This window comes from Candidatus Woesearchaeota archaeon (assembly GCA_027858315.1).
Taxonomy (GTDB): domain Archaea; phylum Nanobdellota; class Nanobdellia; order Woesearchaeales; family UBA583; genus UBA583.
Genome location: JAQICV010000088.1, coordinates 1 through 24,744, shown reverse-complemented (window position 1 = coordinate 24,744; position 24,744 = coordinate 1). Strand labels below are relative to the sequence as shown.

General features: G+C 27.9%; 30 protein-coding genes. All 30 read right to left on the bottom strand.

Translation table 11 applies throughout. The features are described 5' to 3' along the window. Positions 1–34 precede the first annotated feature (34 nt). Positions 35–1,846, bottom strand: coding sequence for a hypothetical protein (locus PF569_08450; protein ID MDA3856263.1), 1,812 nt, complete (start codon positions 1,844–1,846; stop codon positions 35–37). Between the two features lie 51 nt (positions 1,847–1,897). Further along, positions 1,898–2,050, bottom strand: a complete 153-nt coding sequence (locus PF569_08445) for a hypothetical protein (protein ID MDA3856262.1) — start codon at positions 2,048–2,050, stop codon at positions 1,898–1,900. A gap of 57 nt (positions 2,051–2,107) precedes the next feature. Next, positions 2,108–2,752: a hypothetical protein gene (locus tag PF569_08440; protein MDA3856261.1), complete on the bottom strand. Its 645-nt coding sequence runs from the start codon at positions 2,750–2,752 to the stop codon at positions 2,108–2,110. Positions 2,753–2,977: 225 nt separating this feature from the next. Then, positions 2,978–3,898, bottom strand: coding sequence for a hypothetical protein (locus PF569_08435; protein ID MDA3856260.1), 921 nt, complete (start codon positions 3,896–3,898; stop codon positions 2,978–2,980). 45 nt (positions 3,899–3,943) lie between these two features. Beyond that, positions 3,944–4,177: a hypothetical protein gene (locus tag PF569_08430; protein MDA3856259.1), complete on the bottom strand. Its 234-nt coding sequence runs from the start codon at positions 4,175–4,177 to the stop codon at positions 3,944–3,946. Between the two features lie 39 nt (positions 4,178–4,216). Further along, on the bottom strand, positions 4,217–4,867 hold the full coding sequence (locus PF569_08425; protein ID MDA3856258.1) for a hypothetical protein: 651 nt from the start codon (positions 4,865–4,867) through the stop codon (positions 4,217–4,219). A 60-nt stretch (positions 4,868–4,927) separates the two neighbouring features. Further along, positions 4,928–5,626: a hypothetical protein gene (locus PF569_08420; GenBank protein MDA3856257.1), complete on the bottom strand. Its 699-nt coding sequence runs from the start codon at positions 5,624–5,626 to the stop codon at positions 4,928–4,930. A gap of 129 nt (positions 5,627–5,755) precedes the next feature. Beyond that, positions 5,756–6,715 (bottom strand): hypothetical protein, encoded by a 960-nt coding sequence (locus PF569_08415; GenBank protein MDA3856256.1) that lies wholly within the window; start codon positions 6,713–6,715, stop codon positions 5,756–5,758. Between the two features lie 42 nt (positions 6,716–6,757). Further along, positions 6,758–7,453, bottom strand: coding sequence for a hypothetical protein (locus PF569_08410; protein MDA3856255.1), 696 nt, complete (start codon positions 7,451–7,453; stop codon positions 6,758–6,760). A 657-nt stretch (positions 7,454–8,110) separates the two neighbouring features. Continuing rightward, on the bottom strand, positions 8,111–8,626 hold the full coding sequence (locus PF569_08405) for a hypothetical protein (protein MDA3856254.1): 516 nt from the start codon (positions 8,624–8,626) through the stop codon (positions 8,111–8,113). A gap of 243 nt (positions 8,627–8,869) precedes the next feature. Next, entirely contained in the window at positions 8,870–9,250 is a 381-nt protein-coding gene (locus tag PF569_08400) for a hypothetical protein (protein MDA3856253.1), read from the bottom strand. A 93-nt stretch (positions 9,251–9,343) separates the two neighbouring features. After that, positions 9,344–11,107, bottom strand: a complete 1,764-nt coding sequence (locus tag PF569_08395) for a hypothetical protein (protein MDA3856252.1) — start codon at positions 11,105–11,107, stop codon at positions 9,344–9,346. 120 nt (positions 11,108–11,227) lie between these two features. Then, on the bottom strand, positions 11,228–11,635 hold the full coding sequence (locus tag PF569_08390; GenBank protein MDA3856251.1) for a hypothetical protein: 408 nt from the start codon (positions 11,633–11,635) through the stop codon (positions 11,228–11,230). Positions 11,636–11,800: 165 nt separating this feature from the next. Beyond that, positions 11,801–13,852, bottom strand: a complete 2,052-nt coding sequence (locus tag PF569_08385) for a hypothetical protein (GenBank protein MDA3856250.1) — start codon at positions 13,850–13,852, stop codon at positions 11,801–11,803. A gap of 9 nt (positions 13,853–13,861) precedes the next feature. Next, a complete protein-coding gene (locus PF569_08380) occupies positions 13,862–15,727 on the bottom strand; it encodes a hypothetical protein (protein MDA3856249.1) in 1,866 nt (621 codons plus the stop codon). A 174-nt stretch (positions 15,728–15,901) separates the two neighbouring features. Next, a complete protein-coding gene (locus PF569_08375; protein ID MDA3856248.1) occupies positions 15,902–16,438 on the bottom strand; it encodes a hypothetical protein in 537 nt (178 codons plus the stop codon). 340 nt (positions 16,439–16,778) lie between these two features. Beyond that, a complete protein-coding gene (locus PF569_08370) occupies positions 16,779–17,378 on the bottom strand; it encodes a hypothetical protein (protein MDA3856247.1) in 600 nt (199 codons plus the stop codon). 87 nt (positions 17,379–17,465) lie between these two features. After that, the gene (locus PF569_08365; protein MDA3856246.1) at positions 17,466–17,891 is read right to left on the bottom strand and encodes a hypothetical protein; all 426 of its coding nucleotides are present in this window, start codon (positions 17,889–17,891) and stop codon (positions 17,466–17,468) included. 75 nt (positions 17,892–17,966) lie between these two features. Then, positions 17,967–18,296 (bottom strand): hypothetical protein, encoded by a 330-nt coding sequence (locus PF569_08360; GenBank protein ID MDA3856245.1) that lies wholly within the window; start codon positions 18,294–18,296, stop codon positions 17,967–17,969. 263 nt (positions 18,297–18,559) lie between these two features. After that, positions 18,560–19,069, bottom strand: a complete 510-nt coding sequence (locus PF569_08355) for a hypothetical protein (GenBank protein ID MDA3856244.1) — start codon at positions 19,067–19,069, stop codon at positions 18,560–18,562. A gap of 174 nt (positions 19,070–19,243) precedes the next feature. Continuing rightward, positions 19,244–19,939, bottom strand: a complete 696-nt coding sequence (locus PF569_08350; protein MDA3856243.1) for a hypothetical protein — start codon at positions 19,937–19,939, stop codon at positions 19,244–19,246. A 312-nt stretch (positions 19,940–20,251) separates the two neighbouring features. Beyond that, on the bottom strand, positions 20,252–20,869 hold the full coding sequence (locus PF569_08345; protein ID MDA3856242.1) for a hypothetical protein: 618 nt from the start codon (positions 20,867–20,869) through the stop codon (positions 20,252–20,254). A gap of 144 nt (positions 20,870–21,013) precedes the next feature. Continuing rightward, positions 21,014–21,490: a hypothetical protein gene (locus PF569_08340; protein MDA3856241.1), complete on the bottom strand. Its 477-nt coding sequence runs from the start codon at positions 21,488–21,490 to the stop codon at positions 21,014–21,016. An 81-nt stretch (positions 21,491–21,571) separates the two neighbouring features. Then, entirely contained in the window at positions 21,572–21,772 is a 201-nt protein-coding gene (locus PF569_08335; protein MDA3856240.1) for a hypothetical protein, read from the bottom strand. A 174-nt stretch (positions 21,773–21,946) separates the two neighbouring features. After that, positions 21,947–22,222: a hypothetical protein gene (locus PF569_08330; GenBank protein ID MDA3856239.1), complete on the bottom strand. Its 276-nt coding sequence runs from the start codon at positions 22,220–22,222 to the stop codon at positions 21,947–21,949. Positions 22,223–22,360: 138 nt separating this feature from the next. After that, the gene (locus PF569_08325; protein MDA3856238.1) at positions 22,361–22,516 is read right to left on the bottom strand and encodes a hypothetical protein; all 156 of its coding nucleotides are present in this window, start codon (positions 22,514–22,516) and stop codon (positions 22,361–22,363) included. 225 nt (positions 22,517–22,741) lie between these two features. Continuing rightward, positions 22,742–23,008 (bottom strand): hypothetical protein, encoded by a 267-nt coding sequence (locus tag PF569_08320; protein ID MDA3856237.1) that lies wholly within the window; start codon positions 23,006–23,008, stop codon positions 22,742–22,744. 61 nt (positions 23,009–23,069) lie between these two features. Next, positions 23,070–23,315: a hypothetical protein gene (locus tag PF569_08315; protein ID MDA3856236.1), complete on the bottom strand. Its 246-nt coding sequence runs from the start codon at positions 23,313–23,315 to the stop codon at positions 23,070–23,072. A 46-nt stretch (positions 23,316–23,361) separates the two neighbouring features. After that, complete coding sequence (locus tag PF569_08310; GenBank protein MDA3856235.1) at positions 23,362–23,934, bottom strand: DUF192 domain-containing protein; 573 nt, start codon at positions 23,932–23,934, stop codon at positions 23,362–23,364. 5 nt (positions 23,935–23,939) lie between these two features. Further along, positions 23,940–24,744: hypothetical protein (locus PF569_08305; protein ID MDA3856234.1), on the bottom strand; the 805-nt coding region annotated here is incomplete at its 5' end.

The window sequence follows — 24,744 nt, the reverse complement described above, 5'->3', positions numbered from 1 at the left end:
ATTTATATCTTTTTATTCTATTATTACTATCAATTCATTTTTTAACAGCAAATTTATCAAAAGTAATAGATGCTTTATTTATTGTCTGTTCATCTACTTTAACATTAAAAGCTTTGTTTCCTAAACTATACTTTACTAATTGTTTATTATTATTATATAATTCAAGAGATTTTCTTTTAAGTATATCTTTAAAATCAGAAAATATAAAATTATATTTCTTAGATGTTTTATTTAACGACCTATGTGTTTGAAATGCTCCATTAATCATTTGCTTAAAATGGGGAGAATTTTGTATAACATGAAATATATTAATAGTATTTTTAAATAAATTATAATAATTTATTGTAGCTTCAATATACTCTTCATTATTACTATTTAAATAATGCCTAAAATCAAATCCACCTCCTAATATAGAAGTTGTAATATTAACAGATTCATTATTAGGATCAACTACTTTTATATTTCTAGAATTAAATAAAACTTCTGTTACATAATCTCTTTCATTTTCTGTTAAGACTTCATTCTTAGTAATAATAGTATCTACTAAATCTTTTTCTTTCTTATAAAGTTCAGAATATTTTGGTACTTTTACATATTTTTCTCCAAATGTTTTCAGTTTACTCAAATTCATACCTAATACAGCATGTTCTCTAGTAAACATAGCATTTTCAAATCGAGAAAAGAATTTATGTAATTCTGCTATATTAGCTCTAGTTCTTTGATTAACCTTAAGTATAGAAGCTAATATTTTATATTCTTGTCCTCCGTAGTAAATATCTCGAAAAGATTCTACTTCTTTTAATTGATCTTCTGTTAAATTATTATCTTTTATATAAGTATCTATAAGGGATAAAATATGAGATTCTTCAGTACTTGCTACATCAAATTTATTAGTTTGTAATTCTCTAGCGATAAATCTAGCTAAGTCAGAATTCATAAACAGAGCCACATCTTCTGGAGTAAACCCTAAAGAATACATATATAAATGCATTCCAGATAATTCTACTATAGCATTTATTTTAGCCATAATCAACTCTTTTGCATTATCTGTAGCTCCAGAAACAAATCCAGAAATAATTAAAGCTGCATCATTATTAAGCAAACTTAATTCATCATCTTTATACTGATAAACTTCTTTTAAATGATTTGTAAATCCTTTTAAAGTTCTAGTATCAGATATAGAATGAATATTATAATCTTTTCCATTTATAAATAAAGACTTTTTAAATGAGTATGGACTAGTTAATAAATTTCCTGATAAATATCCTTCTGTATCAAACCAGTTATTAAAATAATTTGACAAATTAAAGAAAACTTTCAATCCATTAGCACCAATACCTACATCATCTTTTCCTACAGATGCATCATACTGTTGTTTATAATAACTTATCATATCATAAGAAGAAAGATCTCTTTCTTTTATATTATATTGAGTAGCTGCTTTTTCTGCACCTTTTTTATGGGCTTCTAAAGCATCATCAATAGGAGAACTTGCTAATAATCTATTACTAGGAGCTGATACTATTCGTTTCGTAGTTGCTATAATAGAATTTTTAACAGCATTTTCCTTATCTATAAACTCTTCTGATAAATTATGGTCATTAATTAAGCTAATAAATTCTAAAGCTAATTGTTTATCTTCCTCAGAAATAATATCTAAAGTAATATCTGGTTCTATATATTCAATTTCTTTTAACATAGACTCAAATAATAACAAAGTATTTACATCTAGTTCATTTACATTATTTAAATTCTTATACTGTTCTTTAAAAATATTAAAAGAATCAGTTAAATTATATCCTCCAGAGTCTACTAAAGAATATTCTTTTCCATTAGGTAAAGGCAATCTTTCAATAATATCTAATTGTTCTTTAGTAGAATAAGTAGATAAATTAGATCATCCTTCATATTGCCCACTATGATCAATACCATAACCCATAATATAAGCTTTGTCAATATCAAAGTCACTACCTTGATAGAATATCTGCCATACAGATACATAAACATCATTAGAATCAGTGTTTTTATAAGCAACAGTTCGCATCTCCATTACAGATTGCAATGATTGTGAAGGTATTCTTGCTACAATCTCTTCTAAAGATTTTTCTCAAGAAACATATCTTGTACTTGATAATTGAGATAAAATATCCTCAAGATTATTTTCTAACCATTCTGGATCTTCAATTAATGGTGCTATTCCTTTATAATTATGGAAATTTTTAAAAATGTTGTAAGATAATTCATTACTGTTCCACATTTCTTCAGATTCCAATTTTATATCTACTTTATTATTTAATAAAGGAACAATAGAAGATATTTTTCCATTAAAAGATTTTATAAAATTCTTTAAATTTTTCTTTACTTGTGGAAAAAATATTTTATTGTTTTTATTTATAGAAGCTGCTTTTAGATATAAAATATCTTTTCCTCCTTCTATATTTAAAATAGCATCTTGTGGAACTTCATATAATGGTTGTCCAAAAGCATCTAATCTAACTTTATTAGATTTATTATAAGATGAATTATCTATTATTAATGGATGTTTTTTCGATTTAAATAATGAAATATCTTCTACATATTTAATATAGATTGGATTATTTCCTTCTGGAGTATTGATTTTTAAATCAGCTTTTATACTAGAAACTTCAAATTCTTCTTCTAATGGAGCTCTAAAAAATTCAGATCCTTTCTTTCTAATCTCAGAAATACTAGTATTTCCTAATCCAAAGACTCCTTTATAAAGGTTTGGCATTATAATTTCTGCTGGTTTAAAAGAATATTTAACAATATTAGATACATTATTATTCTTTAGAGAGAAATTACTCTTTACATCATCAAAAAAACCAAATAATAAATCTTTCTTATTTTCTCCTATAAATAGTTTAGAAAAATCATATTTACCTGTTTTTTCTTCTTTTATAGAATCTACTGAATTTATAATTAATCTATTACTAATTAATTCATGATTTCTTTTATTTCATTTATTTAAATATACTCCTAATTCTTCTGATTTAAATTCAATAGCAAAAAATTCTGAAAAATCTTGTAATACTTTATAATCCTCATCAGATGCTTCTAAGTCTCCTTGCATTAATTTCTCATAAGAGAATTTTAGTCTGACTGGATCGGAATCAAAAGTATTAGACATAACAGCTCCTTTTTCAGTTGAATACTTTAATAGTTCAGGACGTAGGTCTCTCGGAGTAGCATAAGACTTAAGAACAGTTTGTCCTTTAAGTTTTTTCTTAATATTATAATAAGTATCAATATTATCTAAAATCTCTATTTTATTATCTAATATAATAGCATCTCCAGGAGCAATAGAATTAATACTAACTTCTTTAGGAACAAATTTATTTTGTATATAGGCATTTATAATTTCTTCTATATTATTGCCTTCTATAGTACTTTCTAAAGCCTCCTTAGTAATATCCCTCTGAGTAGATATATTTCCATCTTGATCTTCATATAATTGAATTATATTATGAGAAGGATTTAACACAGCTCCTATTCCAGAATAATATCTTGTAATAAAATCAGTATTCATTCTAGTAATCATATCTTTTACAAAATCTTGGAAAAAATGTTGGTTACTAAAAGGAATTAAAGAATCTTTAGAAAAAGTCTCTATAATAGATTGCGCTAAATTTTTATTATCACTTTTACTTAACGAATTATATAATTTTTTCGAAAAGTAAGAGGCAATTTCTTTAGGATCTTTATCTAAATATTCTGTATATTCAGAAAGAGATTTCTCAATTATATTTGCAATATCATTATATACTTTATCAGCTAATCCCGCAGTTCTCTCATTCTGTGCTAATGCAGAAATAACTTGTGTTATCTCTCTAATTTTAGAAGCATCTGCTTCATGATTAGCATCTAACTGAGGCCCCATATAATTATTTTGATAAGTAGTATAAGATAAACTAGAATTATCAAATCAAGCATTTTTAGGGTTTAAATTAGTTGCTCCAGATTTTATTGCAGTTTTATTAGATAAAACATGAATCATTTTATCTTTTAAAAGATATTTTCCTTCTTCTACTTGATCTCCATTCTCATCAAATTGTATAGAAGTTATTAAATCATATATAAAATCATTAGATCCTTCATTAAAGTCAAATTCAGAATTTAAAGAATGTTCCGCACCAAAGGCATTCCATATATCATACAAAGTTTTTATTTTAATATCCCTTTTAGCTTCTTGGGCTTCTCATAAACTACCATTCCATTTATCAATAACTTGTGATAAAATAAGACTATTCCCTACTTTATTTAAACTATAACTAGAGACTCTTATAATATCCTTTTTATCATAGAAAATATTATCAGGTAAAGTTTGGTTATTAATTTGAATATTTAAATCATTAATAGGAATACCTAACATTTGTTTCTGTTTATTCTTAAAATTAATTTTAGCATTTTTAGAATTAATAATCAAATCATTAGTTATTACCATTTCAGCATCTTTTTTAACAGAGCTGCCATAAGGGGTTATAAAAGTACCAAATTGTTTTTTAGTTCCTAAATAACTTTTTCCTGGGTAAGAATTTTCTATCATCTTACTATAAGGAGCTAAGATAAAACTTGATCCATCATGTAAATCTTGCTTATAAGTTTGTCCAGATATATTATATAATATCGCTGTAGCATCCTCAATAGTTGCTAAATTTACATTATCTGGTATACCTAATTTTATATTTTTATCAGGCAGTTCTATAGTAGACGTAAATACAACATTCCTTTTAGCCATTGAAGATAATCTTCCACTCATTTCTTTAGAGAATTCTTCTCTAATGTCTAAAAAACTTTTTGGAGAATTATTTCCTCTAAATTTTAAGTCCTTTACTTTATGAGGATGCATGTACTCTGGTTTGAATGAAATATATAAATATTCATTTCTAAATAAAGCATTTACTCACATTCATTTTTTTAGTAAAGGATTGAGTAAGAATTCATCTTTTCCTGCAACTTTTTTATATGCCTTATGTTCTTGTTTAGAATTTATAAATTTACTTTCTTCTTGAGTTATACCTAAAGAATTTAGTAAATCTGTAAATCCATCTCTACTTTTTGTTGAATTATTTACAGCTTGAATATAATTATTATCAAATAAAATATCTCCATTTTCTGCTGCTAATTTAGTTCTAAAAGAAGATTCCTGTGCTCTTACAAATTCATTAAACCATGTTTTATTACTAAAAATATTGTAAAAATCCACTATTTGTTGATTTACAGCAAGTCTGGTATCTCCTGTTTCAGGGTCTACATAAGAACTATAATGTAACTCTTCTGTAATATTAAGGGTTTTATCTGTATTCCTTACTTTTCTAATTAAATTTAATAAAACAGTTTTATCATACTTACTTAAAAAATTATTAATAATAGTAATTTTTTTACTAAAATTCTTTTCTTTATTTAAGTTTTTATTTAAGTCCTTATCAAGTTTAGAGTATTCATCAAAAATATTATTAGTAACATCTGTATAAAAACGCAAGGATTGAGTTCTTACTAATTCTAATAACTCTTCTATAGATAACATATCTGTTCCATTAGAATTTCCTATAATATTCCTACTTTTGGAAGTGTTCTTATCTTGATAGGCAACATTCTTATTAATCATTTTGCTTACAATATGACTCTTATCAGAATAATTACCAAGTATAACCTCAATATTTTCAGATTCAGAATTATCCGCAAAACTATCTAAGAAATCATAGAAAAAATTAGCTGTAAAATTTTCTAAAACAGTTCATTTAGATGCAGCTTTGTTCTCATGATTAGATCTAATCTCTAATTTAGAACTAGTTCCTCTTAGAACATCTCCTTCTAAAAGAATACTTTTAAATTTATTATTAGGTGAAATTTTCTCTAATTTTCTTTGCTGTTTTAATACTTCTAAATCCATATAAGATAAATTTGGGATTTTAAAAGTAGGAATATTTTCTCCAGACAAAGTTTTAGTAGTAGTAATAGGTTGTACTAAATGATCTGATAAATGAATATCTATAATATCTTGAAATAATGAATTTTTAGTAAGGGGTGCTATCACAGCACTTTTAGATGCTGATATTTCAGAATCTTTTTCTTCAACAGCAGATTCATTATCTAAAATAGTTCCCAGTAAAGATTTTTTTAAATTTTCTGGATTTCTAATAGATTCTAATATACTTTGTAGATTGTAATGAGTATAATCTCCCCACTCCTCTAAATTCCTTAATTTACTAGCTCCATTTACACCAATATGAATTCCTAATTTTTTATATATAAAATTAGCTAATCCAGCATTTGTACTTACTTCTTTCTCTATGTTATCTAATTCTTTAGATAAATCATTAGAAGTAAATTTAAATGTATTGTTTCCACCAGACAATCCAGATACAAAAAGACTTGGTTGAGTAGCATTATTTAGTAGATGTGTATAAACAGAATTTTGTACATCCACTCTTTCTGCATTATGACTATGCATTTCTAAATGATCTAATACTCTTTTATTTGCATCATATATAATATAGGTAGCACCATAAGAATTATTTATAGCATGTGTTAAAATATTAGATATAGAACCATCACTATTTTTTTCTTTTTCATTAATACTCTTTAAAAAAGTATCTAAAGATAATATTACATCAATTTTATATCTAAAATCTCTATATTTAGCAAATTCAGTTCCTTTAAAATTTTTAGAATGAGCTTCTAATATTTTACTCAAATACCACTTAATAGCTTTCTTAGGAGACTCATTAATAGAAACTCAATTTGTTACAGAACTTAAATAACTCTCATTTTTAAGCTCAAAAGATTTTAAAGTAGCTCCTAATCCATCTAAATCTTTCTTCTGTAAATAAGAATTAGTAAATTCTCCAGAACTATTAAATCGAGGAATAATAGAAATAATTTGCTTTGTTAAATCATCTGCTATAGTGTTAACTCCTTCAGAAGCATGTGTATCTTCATTCCAATACACAGTTTCGTTTCCTTTATTTTTAATAAAGTATTTATTAGGAGTTAAAGGAGAATATTCTAAATCATTAAACGCAGCATAATCTATACCTATTCTATTAGAAAAATACTTTTTAATAATATTATCAAAGTTAACTAAAAATATAGAGGCATTATAAGCATCTAATTTAAATTTAATAGTAGGATCTAAGATATTAGTGGAAAAATTAAGTATCTGTTTATTTGAATATGTTTTTATTAAATCAGTATTATCATAATAAAGGTCTGCCTCAAAATCTTTTAAAACATTACTATATAAATTATAATTTATAAGTTCTCCTTTTTTATTATATAATTTACCAATAAAAACTTCTTCACCTTTAATTTCTTTATAAAATAGCTCTCTGTTTTCTAATTTACCTATAGTATCTAAATAATCTACTACTTTTTTAAATAGAGAGTTTTTAAGTTCTCTCATATTTTTATTTAATTCAGCAGAGTTTTTCACAAACTGATCTGCTTCATCTGAATTTAGTAAAGAAGCTTTAGTAATTTGTATATTAATAAATTGTTCAAAGTAATTTTTTGCTTGATTTAAATTACCAAAAAGGTCAGTAACCTCCGGTGATTGGAAGTTACTGACAATATTATTAACTTTTTTAAATACTTCTGCTTTTCTCTTCTTTTTTATTTGAGAATAATCATACCCTACAACATCTAAAACAGTTTTAAGTGTCTCTACATGTGTAGAATCAAATTCTCTAAGAGCTTTCTTAATAGTAAGTCCTTCTTGGCTCTCCCCTAAAATTTGAGTAACCTCCTCAGGAGTTTTTACCCGCTTTCTTCAGATTTTTTTAAGTATTCTTTTTTGTACAGGTATAGAACAAATTTTCATAATTTTATTTTTTTAACATATTCAAATAGTGCCATTCTCCTCATCGTGATTTAATAAAGAGTCTAATAAAGTTTCTAACATCAAAGTAGGTTCTCATCCATAAGGAGTGTCTAAATAAGATTCTATTCCTGAATAATTTATTTTTAATAATCCTTTTGGATATAAATTAAATTCACCTTCTGTTAAATTCTTAAATTTAATTATTTTTTGTATTTCTCCAGAATCATTTAATACTTCTACATCTGATTCTAATAAATCATATAGAACTGGTCAATGAGTTAATACATTATTAACAACTTCTTCTGGATTAGTAACTTCTTCAATAAAATCTTGAAGTTCATTTATCTTTGACTTTAAAAGAGGTCCTTCTGAATCTTTAAAATCAGAGTTAAAATTTTGTACAGACATAGTAGGTACAACATCTTGTACTTCTTCTGATTCCCCTGAAACATCTTCTGAAACACTTTCTTTTATAGTCTCCACTTCTTCAATTTGTTTAACAGTCTCTTTAACTGTTGGGCCTTCTAAAATTGAGGTAAAATCAATTAATAATCTTGGCCCTTCTGGAACCAGTGTCGTATATAAATGATCTAAATCAGAAGGTAGTCTATCTATTATAGGTTTAGTAGTTCCTTTAATTGGTTTTATCTTTACATTATAATAGAACTCTTTATCTGACCAATAATTATATATTTGATCTAGAACTCGTTGAAGTTCCTTATACCTTTCTTGAAGTTCAGGATCTTGATTTTGTTTTTCTATTAAATAATCTAATCTATTATACAAAGAAAATACATTCCAAAATTTTAAGAATCAGTATTTTTCTTTTCCCCTCTTAATTTCTTTAACTACATCTGCTTTAATAGTTGTATAAAAGTTTTTCTCATCTCCTTTATAGTTCTTAACATGCTTTCCAATTCTTTCAATTACTTTTCGTAAAACTGAATTAGGATTATCTTCAGGCTCATAAGCAATATGGCTTATAATATCTTGCCCTAGTTTATCATTAAGACCTTTAAAATATTGTTCTCACTTTTCTTTCTCTAATGAATCCAAATTCAAATCATTTATAGAAATAGCATCAGTAAGAAACTTCTGTTCAAATAAGGCAGAAAATAAATTAGGTTTGTTTGCAGCTAAATCTACTAATAAATCAATAACTTGTCCTCCACTTAACAAAGTGTCTGGAGTTGTTCCTTTTTTCTTAGCTAGAATAGCGCTTCTAGCCTCTCCTGCTGCTTTTCGTATTTCTTCTATCGTTCTTGTTTTACTATTTAATGATATAAATTTAACTTGGCTATTACCTGCATTTGCAGAATTAACAAAAGATACAGCAACATAAGGTTTCCCTTTGTGTATTTTAAATAACTCTTCTAATCTCTCTGGTTCAATAGCTTTACCAAACCTCATTTTTTCATATAACTTAGCAAATTCATTAAACTCAGTAGGATATAAATTATAAGACGTTTTATCTCCTGTTTTAGGTGTATCTCCTGAAAAATCTCAGAAAGTAATCCCTGGAATATCAGCTAAATCATTTAGATTATAGTTTTTATTTTTTGTTTTCTCAAATCGAGTAGAAGTTTGGAATTTAATTGAACTTAAATCAATAGGTGTTTCCATTACTTCTTTTTGCTTCAAAAAGTTATTAAATGTACTAATATTATTTGGAGATTTTTTAAAGAATTCAGAAATAGTTGAAATAGAAGGTGCAGTGGCTAAATGCACATAATAACTACCAGAATCTTTCTCTACTTTTAAATATAAATTTAAATAAGTATCTCCAGTTTCTAAATGTTTTTCTTTAACATCACCAATCTTAGCATATGGAGCATTAAATTGTTCAGAATAAACTGTTTTCTTTAATACTAATGAAGAGTTAATTTTATTAGAAGAATACAATTCTCCAAACATTTTATTAAAAACCACATTATCATCAGGAATTAAATTTTCATTCTGTTCAGTAATATTCTTTAAAATATCATATTTTAATCTTATTAATCCTTTAGAAAGTTTCTGAAACTCTTTTTTCTTCAAAGTAATTTCCTTCAATCCTTCTTCAAATAAGAAGTTTAAGCCAGAATTAATACTCCCCTTTATAAGAATTACATCGTCTCCATTGTCAGTTATATTTACATTAAAATCATTATAAAATGTATGGAACATATAATTAAAATCGAGTACCTTTTTCTCAATTTCAGAGTCTGTTGTAGTTGCTTCCTCTGATACTTCAGGTTTAGTATTAATATGATCTGTAACCTCAACATCAGGTACATTATCTTCTTCAGTAGAATCAAATAAGAAATCTGACTGTAAAGATGAATCTCCTCTTAATATATTTGTTATAATCTCTGCTCTTGTGTTTTTAGCCTCTTCAATAACTTCTGGAGATAATGGTTTAATTTCTTCAGGGAATTCATCTGCTTCAGCATTAGTTATGTCTAAATGTTCAACTTCTTTATCATTTATTATAATAGAACCTGATTTAGCTCTAGACATATAAGTATTAAAAGCCCTAAATTTATGAGTTATTACTGATTCAGTGATATTACCTAAATTAAAAATGAAATAGTCAGTTTCAGAACCTTGTATATTATCCTTCGTATAATATTTTACTTGCTCTTCATTAATACCTAATTCATCTATCAATCCTTTAATCTCCTCCTCTAATTCTGGTGTTACTAAAATACCAAGGGTTTTTTCTGTGTCTTGTTCTAAACTATTTTTAATTGGTTTTAATAACTTCTTATTTATTTTATTTGTTATTAAATCTCCAGTAATAGTATCTTCTCCAAGATAATATCGCAGTTTTAATTTTCCTCTAATGATTGACAGTGCTTTTTGCAAGTCTTTTTCATCTTTATACTCTTTATTTAAAGCTTTAACTATTCCAGATATAGTATCATTATTCACTCTTTTCTGAACATTTGAAGCTCTAATTGTTATATCTAAAGGAGTAGTAAAAATACCAGAAACTCTATCAACATTATAAGAAGATCCCTTTAATAAAGCTCCCTTTTGTGTAGGATCTCCTGCGCCAATGACTTTAGTAAATTTACCAGTTTTTTCATAAGCTTTTTTAATAACTTCATTAATTATTTCTAATTCAAGAGCATTAAAGTGAGTTATTTCATCAATGAAAATTAAATCAGGGAGATTATTTGGAAATTCTTCAAAAGAAATCTTTTCATAATTAATATGTAACCTATTATCTTTTAAAGTTACTATGTCACTTTCAGTTTTATCAGCCTCTTTATTTATTTCCAAGATAGTATTATAAATACCTAATGCTTTAAATAAATCTGACTTATTTAAACTCTTAGTAATATTATCATAACCAACATTTTCTTTTAATGCAGCAACCTGCTCACTATGAGGTGCAGAATATCATACTGACATATTAGAATTTTTACCTTTAATAAAAGAAATTAAAGATTTTAAAAGTACAGAAGATTTTCCTGTTCCTGCTCCTCCTAATACATACGTAATATAGTCTGTTATATGAGTTTCTGGCAAAGCAGATTCTCTTGCTATAGTAGCAAATAATTCAGGTGACATTAGTGAAGCAAAAAGTGGTTCTAGAGCAATTTCCTGTGTAAAGAAAGGAGCTTTATCAAAATCACTTTTTATCGTATTTAATAATTTAATATTAAAATCCCTATTATTTAAAACTAAAGCAGAAGCAAATTGATTAATAAAGAAATGTCTTGAAATATCAGTAGTTTCTTTATCTACTTGTCCCAATTCATCTACTTGATTATTAAAAGAATATTGTTCTTTTAACAAGATTTTCATAATATTATTCTTGTCTACTTCTGAACTACCTTTATGATATTTATATAACTCTTCTTTAATTCTTAGAAGTTTTTCTTCATCAGAAAGTTCTTGTGAAAATATATCATCAAGATTAGGTACAATATTTTTACTATTATACTTTAAATTTAATCCCTCTAATTGTTCTCAATGTTCTACTAAAATTTTATTAATATTTTCTCTTATAATTTCTTGCTCTATGAAAGATTTAGCAGAATTTTGTTTTGATAGTTCTTTTAAAAATAGTAATTTATTCTCAATTCTTTCTAGATCTTTACTAGCTAATTCTGCTATATCAGAAGGAAATGTTTTTAAATCTAAAATATCTGATTTTAATCCATTTCTTTTAGCAAAATTTTGTCTAGTAGTAATAAATCCATAAGGATTATCTACACTTAATTCAGAGGTTTTAGCTGCTTCTACAGTTCCTCTAAACATTTTCAACATATTAATAGCACTCTGCATGTCAGAATTTCTTATTCCTTCTGAAAGATAATTTGTAATATCAGAAGCTTGGAATAAGGATAATTCTTCCTCTTTTAAAATCTGAAATATAGATTTCTTTCTTGGCTTATTATCATTAAGATAAATTTCATACTGTTGTAGATAATCATATATAGTATTAGGTATGAAAGAATTATTTGTTAATTCTAGTAACTCTTTTATAGAATCACTATTCTTATATCCACCTAAGAAATCATTTATTGAAGGAGCTAAAGAATCTACTTCATCCATAGTATTAATATAAGAAGGAAGTTGTTCTAATAAATCCTCAAAAGTATCTTCTTCTGCAAATCTTTGGAATACTTCTTCCATTATTTTACTATAAGAATCTCCATTTCTGATTATATCAAGAATTTGATCTCTTGTTAGATTATCATACTTAAAATAGGTATCTCTAATATAATTTATTTCAGATTCTATTTCTTCTTCCATTGCAGAACTAAGTTCTTGGTCTAAATTTCCATTCTTAACTTCAGCAATAATAGCTTCCAAAGCATAATTTTTTAAGGAGAATATATCTCCTGGAGTATTTAGGTCTTTTTCTAATTCATTAGCTTTTTCCTCATATTTTGTAAAAGCATCTTTCTTATCTTTTATAAGAGTATAGAAATTATTTAATTTAGATACAACGTTATCTTTATTTAATTCTCCATTGCGAATACTTGTAATTAATTCTGGATTATTATAATTATATTTTTCATAAATACTAAATAAAGGTGAAGATAAAATACTCTCTAATGAATCTTCAGTAGAAGCAGGTTTAATTTTATCTAATTCTGAAGAAAATTGAGTCATAGAATTTATTAATCCTACTTCATGAGTATTTATTCCTAATAAATTAGCATAACTTTCTAATTCTTCTACTATTTTTAACCTAAGATTTGAAAAATCTTCTATGGAAACTTTTTCTGCATTTACTAAAGAATTTTCAAGATTTTCTTTTTCCGTTACTAACTCAGGAATTTTTTGCCAATTTTCAATAGAAGTAATTTTAGCTGTCTGTTCATTAATTATATTATTATGAGTTTGTAATAAAGCTGCTCTATTTTCTTTGCTTTTATCTTTAAATGCTGGTGTATCAGAATATGCAAGTAAATAAACATCTAATTTTAAATCCTGAAGAGATTTAATTTGCTTTAAAAGTTCTTCATCATTTTCCCAATCTGGATTTTCAGCAATAATAGAATCTATATTTTTTTGTATTTCTGAATTATGAGTACCTATAGCTTGATCAAAAGTAGTAGAAAGCATATTTGGACTAATAACAGATGTTGGATAAGTTTCCACTATTGCTTCCATTATTTGAGTAAATGTTTCTCTTTTTTGTTCATTATTTCCCAAATAATTATTAATAGATTGATTATTAGGTCCTACTATTACTTTATTTTCTATAAGTTCTTTTACAAAATCAGTCTTCATATTATCCCAAGGTAATAATCTTTTACCAGTTTTAGCCTCAATATCTTTTGCTATGATAATATAATTATTTAATAGAGCTTCCCTTTCTTTTGGATCTGCATCATTAAAAGATTTTGTAAGTTCACTTAATTTAAGGACATTCTCATACATATCTTTTCTATGTTTAGAATATCCACTATCAACATACTCATTTAAAACGTTATTTAAATTCTTTTCATGTTGTTTATAAACTGAAGTAGCAACTTTTAATTTCTCTCTTAAATTTGTTGATTCCACATATTGTTTTCATTCCTGATTAATTCTTTCTTTTGTGAGCCCTGCACCTGTCTCTGGGAGACTGTAATAGTCTTTTTTATATGCACCCTCAGAAAAAGCGGCCTTGTCCAAAACAGCATAATTATTGCTTATATGCTTATTAAAATAAACCATTATTTCATCGAAATATTCTGCATTTAAAGAACCAGATAAAATATCATCTTTTCTTTTGATAAATTCTGATTGTTCTCCTTTTAATCTTTTTACAGTTTCAGCATCATCTTTATATTTCTCTATTTCTCCTGCATAATAAGCTATCTCTGCAGCAGTTTTTCTAAAATCATCAATTATAATACCTTCTATTCCTATAGGAGCACTTCCTTTAGCTTTCCTTAAATCTTTGATAATAACTTCATCCCTCATAGCTTGTTCAATAACAGCATCATCTGTTTTGATAATGTCATTAGATCGCATCATACCCTCAACATTTTTAATCATTGAGATAGAAACATCTGCTATTACATCTGCTTGCGATTGTCCTGGTTTTGCTTCTGGATTAGTTTCTTCTCCAGGTAAAGGAGATATATATTGATTTCCTAATTTATTTCTTTGTTTATTAACTTCTTTTATAAGAAGATCAGCATGTCCATTACCTATAACTTGATATAAATCTTGTTCTACATCTTTAGGAATATCTTGTCCTTTTATCCAAGGTTCTAGTCTAGTTCTATGGAATTCAAATAAAGTTCCACCTAATAAACCTCCTAATAAAGAAGCTAAATATCTTTCAGCACCTGCTTTAGAAAATACATTTTCTACTGTATTAAAGTCTCCTTTTTGTTTTACTAATCCTAAACTAGTTAATGCATCGATAGATCCTTTTACTCCATCCATTACTACTTCTTCAGTAACTTCTTCTACACCTTCGATAAAACCATGTTTCAATAGATTCTCTCCTATAGAAGATGGAGTAAAAAATAAATCATCTAAATTAGCCTTAAATTTTTTAACAGTTGTTGCTAAAGCAGATCTTTTAGCTGCCTCCGTTGGAAGATCCAATCCTTTCTTTACTTCTGGAAATAACCTTTTAGCAGCTTTACTTATAGTTGCTTTATTTACACCAGTAGTATATCCAGTAGTTTTGTCTAAAAACCAATCTCCCATTCTATTATTGGACATTACACCATATATACCAGCAGTGCCCATTAAACTTGCAAATCCTGCTACTCTTCTATCAAATCCAGAATTAACAGCTTGTCCATATATATCACCTGCTTGTGTCAAAGCCATATATCCCAAAGAAAATGTTTTAGCCATTTGAGATTGATTTTTAAGGAAAGTTTTCATTTCTGGAAGTTTATTCATAGCTGCTTTTCCAATCTTTGTCATCTTCTTCATGGCAGCTTTTCCTGTACCAAATTTACCTGCTGCAAGATCTTTATATAACTTAGTATTAACTTTCTGAACTAATTGTTCTTGTTTAACTGTAAGTTGCCCTGCTTTAGTAGATTTTAAGATTTTAGCTAATCCTGCTGCTGCTCTTTGTTCGTAAATTTGAGAAAATATATCTCCTGTCATTTGGGCAATAGCTTCTCCACTGAACATACTTTTCTGAGCTTCATCAGATAAAGAACGAGCAGCAAATTTAGCCATGTAATTTTCAGCAGAGGTAGCTAGTTCAAAAGTATCTGAAGTTTCATCATTAGTAAGAATGCCTTCAAATGCTTTATAAAAAGTAGGTAAAACAGAAGCTAATGAAATAGCAGCTTTTACTGCTGCATATGGCCGACCTACTCCTAGAATTAAAAATGGAGCTATATTCGCAGCAAGTTTTACAGCAGTTTTACCAACAGCAGTTTCTTTATTATCAGCATCAAAAAAATCAAACTTATTCACTAAAGAATGATCGGCTGTTAATATGTCCGTTGGATTAACTACTTGTTTATTATAAACTTCTCTATCTCCTAACGTTTCTATAAAAAGATTACCTCTTTTATTTATTTTTCAGTCACCTACTCTATGATTAACTGAATAACCACTCATAGGATCCTCGTGTGTACCATCTTCATCTCATTGTGCATACACTAAAGTTTCCCCAAAAAATTTATTTAATAAACCTAATTCATTAGCAGAAGTATTTAACCATTCTTCTTTTTCTGAATCATAAATATCACTTGTCTGAGCAATTTCCCTTAAAGAAGCATCAGATTCAGATATACTATTAATACCTGTTTGACTATACTTCTCTTTAAAAGGATTTTTATCAGGAGAATATTCTACAGATACTTTATAAGTAGAAGAATCAATAGGTCTAGTAATGTCAAATGGATCATATTGCGTTTCTTCTATATCTTGTATATATTTATTATTTGTTAAATCATTATACTTAACAGAAGCTAATTCATAAAATTTATCAAAAGCGATTTCATCAAAATTTCCTTTATTATCTTTAAATGTTTCTTTTATAAAATCTGATCTTTTATACTCATCTTTTGAAAATAATGATGTATTTTCTGGAGTAAATTCAGAAGATTTTAAGTCTGAAATTGTTGCTCTTGGATTATTTAAAGTAGCAACTAGTATATCATTAGGTTTATTTATTTCCATATTAATTATTTTCTAAAGCCTTAGCATTGCCATTAATTGTTGGCTTATTCATTTCTTTATAATTATGTTGTACAGTTTGTAATGTAGGGACTGGAGTTGTAGCTCCTTGTTTAGATATAGCATCTACAATAGCAGTTGCATTATCTCTATAAGGTACAAGAATAAGTCCTTTATAATATTTTTCATTATGCCAACTTTTATCTGGAGTAAAATCTTGTACTCCTTCATTTGTTCTTATTGTCCAAATATCATTAAAAATTGGTTCTAATTGATTTTGTTCATTTTTTGAAAGCTGTTTTGCACCACTATTATCATCGGTAAGACCTGAAGCACTATTTGTTCAGCCATACATAGCTAAAAATGGTTTAACTAACTTACTTTCCCTAAGAAATTTTTCATTTCCATCTTCATCAATAGTAACATTAAATCCCTCTTCATTAAATATTCTTTCTAACTCTTCTTTAGAAGCAGTGTCTTTCTTAGCTTCATATTCAGCATATAATTTTTTAAATACTTCAAAAGAACCATAATCAAGAGTTCCATCTGGATTAACAGGTAAAAAAGTTCTAGCTGTAGTAGACCCATCATGTATAATCTGATTTTGATTTTGTAATTTAATTTCTTTATCTCCAAAGAAAGCTTTACTTGTATCTAAAACTCTAGAATATCCATGTTTGGAAAAAATATTTCCTAAAGTAGTTTGTCCAATAGCATTATCATCTTGACCTACTAGAACTCCTTCAGTTCCTATAGAGCCTCTTAATACAATACCTAATTCAGGTTCATTTAATGCAAAAGTATTTAAAGAATTATTTAAAACTCCTTTATTTAATATTTGAAAAGCAGATAAAGATTTTACTTGACTACTTCCTGTAGCGGAAGTTTCTGATACAGGTGATATAGTTTTATCTGTGTCTTCTTCTGTATAAGAATATAACATATTATAAAGAATCTCTTTAGGATTTTCTAGATTATTTACTGCTCCAACAGCATTTAATTTTCTCTGAGCACCTTGTCCTATAGAAGTTCATATATAATTTAAAGCTCTGTCTATATTTTTTCTTTTAGATGTATAAGATGTTTTCACCTCAGCATAATCTCCAGGAGTATTTAAAACCTCCTCTAAATCTTTCATAGCATTAATAACAGACTCTGATGCAGGTTGTGCTTCTAAATATTCTAATTGCTGTCTTAAATCTTTTTTATCATATACAAGATCAGAAGATTCAGAATAATCACTTAAAGTCTCCATTAATTTTTGTGCGTGGTCTGTAATAGTCTTTAATCCCACTGCACTTTGTGCTACAGAAAAAACTTCTGAATTAAATGCTAAATCAGGATTAAATTGTCTAGCATTTAATAATTCTGCTACTGTCATTACAGGAGTTCCTTCATGTTTTCGTTTATATTCAGAAGTAGAAATAGCTTCAACTTTTCCTTTTTTATCTTTCACAAAGACTTCTCCACTACTTCCAACAGCTACTTCATTTAATCCCCCAGCTTCTTTAGCTTTATTAATAGAATCTGTTCAATAACTTTTTTGTTGTAAGATATTATTAATATCTTTCTCTAAAAGTCTCTGCATTCTTAATCTATTTTGAGGATCTGTATAAGCTAAATCAGATGATTCTATTTCTATCAATTTGTCTATAAACATATCAACATCATTTCTTAAACCCTCTTTTATAAGTTCTGCATATAATTTATCATCTACAATTCCAGCTTCCTCTTCTTCTTCCTTTTTACTTGTAGTGGATCTTTTGGAAGTTTTTTGAGTAGGTGTATTCCCACCTTTAATAATGGGGAGGAAAGTAGCAAATCCTCCCCCATTTTGATATTTATTTATATTTACCTTCATTAATTAAATATTTTTATCAAAGATTTTAAAGCAAGTTCATTATTTTTCAAAATACTTCGATTTAATTTTCCACCTTTTTCCATAGAATAAGGATTATATACTTGTAAATTTAATCTAGCTGCTTTTATCTTCTCAATATATGGTTTTAATTGATTTTGTGCAGCATCTAATTTAGATTTCCATTGGCTATATTGATTAGACTGCTCAAATGTTTGGTTACTAGCTCTAGCTGTCTTTCCTTCATCACTAGTTATATAGTCATCTCACTCTGTTTTATAGTCTCCTTTACTTCTCATAATGTCAGAAAGACTGGTGTTTAATTTAGTATATTCAGGATCATTTATAATATTATAATAATCTTTACTTAATTGTTGTCCTTTGATTTTCTCAATGTTACTTGCAAGTGTCTTAGTAAAACCTTGTATAGCAGTGGCATTTGCTTTATATTTCTTAGAATCTACTAAACTAAGTTGTTGACTAGCTCTTGCTACATTTGTTTTATATTTATTCATTAAGCCTAAATTAGCTTGATCTACAGAAGCATCTGATTGTTCTTGCTGAACTCTCTTTTGCATAAGATCATTAGCTTTAGCAACAGACCCTTCAAGCCGTGCTTGAGAAGCTAACTTTTCTCCTTCTAATTGAATAGCATTAGCAGACTCAATATCAGTAGAATTACTCGCTAGTCTTCCTGACTTTCCTATATAATTAGAAGCTGCTGAAGCATAAGGCGCATCTACATCTGAAGAAACTCTGTAAAATCTTCTTTTCATAAAATCAGGTTTTACAATTCCTTCTACAGCAGCCCTTCGTTGTTTTTTAGCAATTTTATTATTATAGATTAAAGCAGTTGCTAAATTACCTACATTTCCTCATACTGACGGATCTTTTGCATAATCTTTTATTTTATCCCATCCTTTTCATTTTCTATCAGATAAAGGCCCTTTTCATCCTGTATAATTAGTTGAACCACTTTCTCCAATACCAGATAATGTTTCATTAGTAGGAGCAGTAAGAGTATAATCTTTTGTAGTCATTAAAGAAAGTCTTTTTCCTGGAGCAAATAAAGTACTATTTCTTGCTCTTTGAGTAACCTCTCTTATTTTATTTAGTTCTAGTTTATCATTAATTACAGGAGTAAGAGGTGTATCTATAGTATTTAAAGTTCCATTCTTATTTACTAAGTTTGAATTTCCAGGTGCAGGCAAACTATTTTTAAATCTTCGCCACTTCTCGTCAGTTGGTAATTTACCTATAAGTCCTTTTTTAGAGTTATCTACTCCAAAAACATCTACTTCACCTAACATCGTTGATGGAGTTGAGGAAGATAAAGGAATTGCTGGATTTTGGAATTTTAGAACCCCTCCTTTTTTAAGAGCTTGTGTTTCAATTAATTCAGAAATAAGTGAAGTTTGTTGTTTATGTAAGTTTTTAAATTGTGTAGTTCCCTGTGGAATACTTCCTAAGTCACTATCAATTTTATTTAACTTGCCTCTTAAATTTCTTACTTTAGCTACTTTGGCTGGATTTAATCTCCACATTCCAAATGAGCCTGAACTAGTTAATCCTCTATTTAAAGCTTTCTTTGCTCTAATAAAATCAGAAGCTCCAGTACCTGAGAATTTATCAGCAGTTACATCCATTTCTAATCCAGATTGAGATCCTTTATTAGTAACAACTACGACATCTCCTTTTCGTTCTAGCCTTTTAAGTATTTCTTTTACATCACTCTTTTTAGTTATTCCGGAAGTTTTTAATTCATCTTTAAACTCTTTAAGCTGTTCTGGTTTATATTTACCTTTTATAGGAGTTTTTAATGATTTTACTTTCTGAGGAATTTTTATAGATTTATCTAAAGTAAATTCTTTTTTACCTGCTTTTAAAGTAAAAGAATCATCTACTACTGAAGTAGATTTAGTAAATCTTTTAACTGCTTTAGCATCTTTAAAGTTTCTTCAAGTCTGTCTTCCTAAAGAAGATACTGCCATAACTCTTTGTAAATCTCCTACTTGTACATTTCCAAAACCACCTTCTTTGATGTCCCCTGTCATACTAATAGCAGACTTAACAGCAGGAACACCTATTGCACCAAGCATTCCAACTTGTAGTCCTTTTTTAACAGCTTTACTTTTTACAAGTTTCTTAGCTACTTTAGAAATACCTGCCAATTCTTGTGCATAAGCACCTGTTTTAAGAGTCTGGAAACTTAAAGTAGCTTCTTTAGAACCCTTAATAATTTCTTTAACAGAAGATTGTTTTAAAGTTTGTCCCACTGTTCCAGGAATTTCATGTACTAAAGCACCATTTTTTCTAACTGCTATTCCTAAATCTTTTAGAATTTCTTTATCTTTTAAAGATAAATTCTTTATATTAGATTTTGAAATTCTTTCTCCAAATGACTCTAAACTTTCCTTTCCTAATTTTTTAGTTGCAGAAGATACTCCTTTTACTAATTTAGTAGCATCTTGTGTAGCTCCTCCTACTTTTTCTAACTTTTGGATATTTTTAAGAGCTTTTCCTGTATCTAAAACTCTGTCTGTTGTTTTTGCAGCTTTAGAAGCTCCCTTTAACAATCTTAATCCACCAAATCCAACTAAACTAGCAAGACTAAAACCAAGATTTAAAGCAGTTTCTCCTATAATTCTTCCTGTAGAATCATCATCTCTAAGTCCTCTAGCAACATCAATACCAGTTAAAGCAAGTCCCCCAAAAAATCCTCATCCAGGAATAAAAGAAGCTCCAGTAGCTGCTAAAGAACTTACATCTAAAGCATCCATGTCCTTTAAAGTTCCAGTAACATCTTTAATAGGAGTTTTTTCTTCTTCTTTCTTACCTTTTTTCTCTTCTTTTTTACCTGCATACTTTTCTAAGTATTCAGACATAGGCATACTTTCACCTTTTTTGAACTTTAGTACACCACCTTTTTGTAAAGAGTCCAATACACCACCTTTTTTAAAGGTAAATCCTTTAGTAGTAGTTGAATTAATTGAATAATTTGGATTAACATTAATAGAAGTTGGAGTTTCTGTATTAGAAAGACCTCCTAATTCTTTGGCACTATTTTGTATTTGTTTAATAGCTGCACCAAGACCCATATTTTTTATTTTTTCATAAAAATCAAGAGCTTTTAACCTCTCTCCCATAGAAGAAGGATTTTCTATTTTATATCTTAAATCTGATATAACTCTAGCCATCCTATCATAATCTACTGCTTCAGTTCTCCCTACTTGATTATTTGGATCTAAAATAAAAGAAAGTTCTGATTCTAGTTCTTCTCAGTTATTAAATTGTTGAGTTCCTTGTATATTTAAGTAAGGATCACCTTCTGCACTTAACATATTACTTATAGGCATTTCTTTATAATCCTGTGTATAACCAGATATATCTATGTCAAAAGGATCTTCTGTTCCTTGCTTTATATATCCTTTAGGTGTCCACTGTAATTCTATTAGTTCATCTGTAGTAGGATGTTCCAAAGTAATTTTTTGTGTAAAATCTGCAAAACCAAACTTATCTAAAGCAATATTACCTTCTTTGTCTTTAGATTGCCATCCTTTTGCTTTCCACGCAGCATATTCTTCTGGTAATTTTGTTTCTAATCCTCTATAACCAAAGGCATCTCCGACTGGATTTTTAAAATATTCTCTATTTCATCCTTCAGTAGTTGGGGAAAAGAATTTTACATTTCCTACATCATCAGAACTAATATAATGTCCATATCCCTCAGATCGAGGATTATCAAATAAATGAGACTTAATAGACATTCCTTTATTAAGAATTTTCTTATTGCCCATTTTATCTTGTACTACTAACCAATTTTTTTCTTTTAAGAAATTAGAAAACCATTCTTCTCCTGAAGGATTATAGTCTTCTACAATATTATTATAACCACTAGCTGTTAAAGCTCCAATAGTTTGGTCATCCAAACCTTTCTCTCTTAAAGCTTCAATTTTTCTTTTTAGTTGGTTTTCTTCTGAATCTGCAGGCTCTTCTTCAACTCTATCTTTATAACTAAGATTAGTTGGGTCTCAACCTAATTTATTAGCAGAATCTACAAATAAATCTCAATCACCATTCTCTATAATACTTAATAGATTCTGAGTTTCTTCTACTTTTTCGTAATTATATTTATCTTTATTAGTAGAAGATTCATCTAAATAATCTTGTGCAGCTCTTTTAGCAGCATCAAGAGTTTTTATTTTTCTATCTTCTTCTCCCATTTCTTCCCAACGAGATTCAAATACATCTCCTTTTCCACCAAAATCTCTTAGTCTTATAAAATCCTGTAAAGAAGCTATAGATCTTTTTTGTTTCTCTACTGGTTCTGCAGGATTATTTGTTTCAAAGTCTAATAATCAAGAGGCAATTAAAGAATTAGATTCTTCTTCATTTCCAGTTGAATATTGTCCTAATATATTTTTACTAACAGGTTTATCTGTTCCTTCTCAATTATATCCTCTTAAATCCTCTGGAAGTTGTTCTTTATTAACAGTGTATTTATTGGATAATTTATCATACTGGTAAACTTCACCAAATTTAGGAGTATTATAAAATTCTTTATATAGGTCTCTAAATTTTTGTGCAGCTTTTTGAGCATGAGGAAGGGCTTTTTTAGTAAATTTAGTGTTTTCTAATTTTTTATCTAAAAAATCCTCCACACTTTGTATGGGGGTTATTGTATTTCCATTTTTCAATTTTTTTACCAATGCCATATTGTGAATGTTTTAAAAAAGAAAAAGGGAGACAGTGTTCTGTCCTGCTCCCTTTAATTAATTACTTAACTTTTACTAATTTCCCACCTTTTTTTGCATAAACTGGGGCTTCTTGTGGAGCGCCTCCTCCTTGGAGCATCTCCATAATCATCTGTGATAACATTGCTGCTGCTTCTGGCCCAAGTTCTTGTACAATTTGTTGTGCCATTTGCATAATTTGTTCTTCTGGTCCCCCTGCTGGGGCTCCAGCTGGTGCTGGTGCTGGTGCTGCTCCACCTGCTTGTAAAAATTTGGTTTTTACTTTCATTGTTTAAATTAATTTTAAAATTAAAAATTCTTATAAGACATTCACATTATTTATTTTCTACATACTCAGGTTCATTAGAATCTTGCATGTCTAAAAACTTGAAGATTCTTTTACCTAGAGCCTTATAATCTTTATCTTGTTTAGTAGCATAAGCTCTTTTAGAAAATTTTATTAGTATTTTTGTATTTGGTCGAGAAAAAATCCTTTCTCCTCCTTCTAATTCCATTTGAGGAGTTCCATCTTCTTTTAAAACCAACATTTTTCCTGATTTAACAGTTCCACCAATAAATTCTAAAATATCATCTTTTTTTATTCCAGAGTCTTTATTAACCTCTAAAACAGCAGAAGTATCATCTACTGTTAAGTAATCTTCTGATTCTGGGACTCCTTCAAAAATATCCAAAACATTAAAGTCTGAATCCATAAAAACTAGATCTAAAGGAATCTTAGTGTCTTTCATCCACATAGAAATTTCTTCTGGCTTTTCCCAGATAAACAGCATTCCTTCATCTTTTGGCAACTCCTTAATATCTTGTAATCCTTCTTGTTGTTGCTCTTCTGTTTCAGCTACTTTTACTATGTAATCTTTGTCTCCAATATTAATTTTTACTTTCTTCATAAGTTCTAGTCTTCTATTAAATTAACATTATCTTCTGTATTTTCTAGAATATCTTCTGAAAAAAGTTTTCCTACCTCAATTAGATATTTATCTTCGTCTGATTCTTTATATTTCTTTTTTAGATCCTCTACTTTTTTAGTAAGATCTGAGTTAATTATCAATTCTTCTTTCTCTATTTCTGCATGTTGTATAGCTTCTCCATCCTTATAAATAACTACAGGAATACCTTTTTTTGTAATCTCCTTTTCATTATGTTCATTTAATCTGGAATGTAGTTTTCCTTCTGGGATAACATTAACTTTACCACCATCTTTAAATTCTATTGGTTTCTCTAACTTTTTTAATACTTCTTTCTTAATTTTTCTTACTTTATTAAGAGAAGCACCATTTTTTGCATACAATAAAGGATTTACTCCCTGTAACTGCTGTGCATTTTTTGAAAGTGTATCTCGAAAATTTGTCTGGCCTAATGCAGAACTATTTTGTGCTTTACTTGATTCTCGCTTCTTTTGTAGATTTCTAAAATCAGCTAAATTTACTCTATTTTCTCTTTTGGTTGCTATACTATTTTCTTCATTTTCTTTAGTTCGACTTTTTAAAAACCCAGAAATCCCTTTATCTTTTACATCAGATATAGTTGATTTTATACTTCCAAATAAACCTTTATCTGCTATATTTTTCTTAGCTGTTCTAAACATACCAGATACCTGATTAGTAATACCCCCAACTTCTCCACCTTCTACTTCTCTTGTATTATAACCTGTAACACCTTTTGTTAGATATTTATCTGAATCATCTATTTCATGTTTA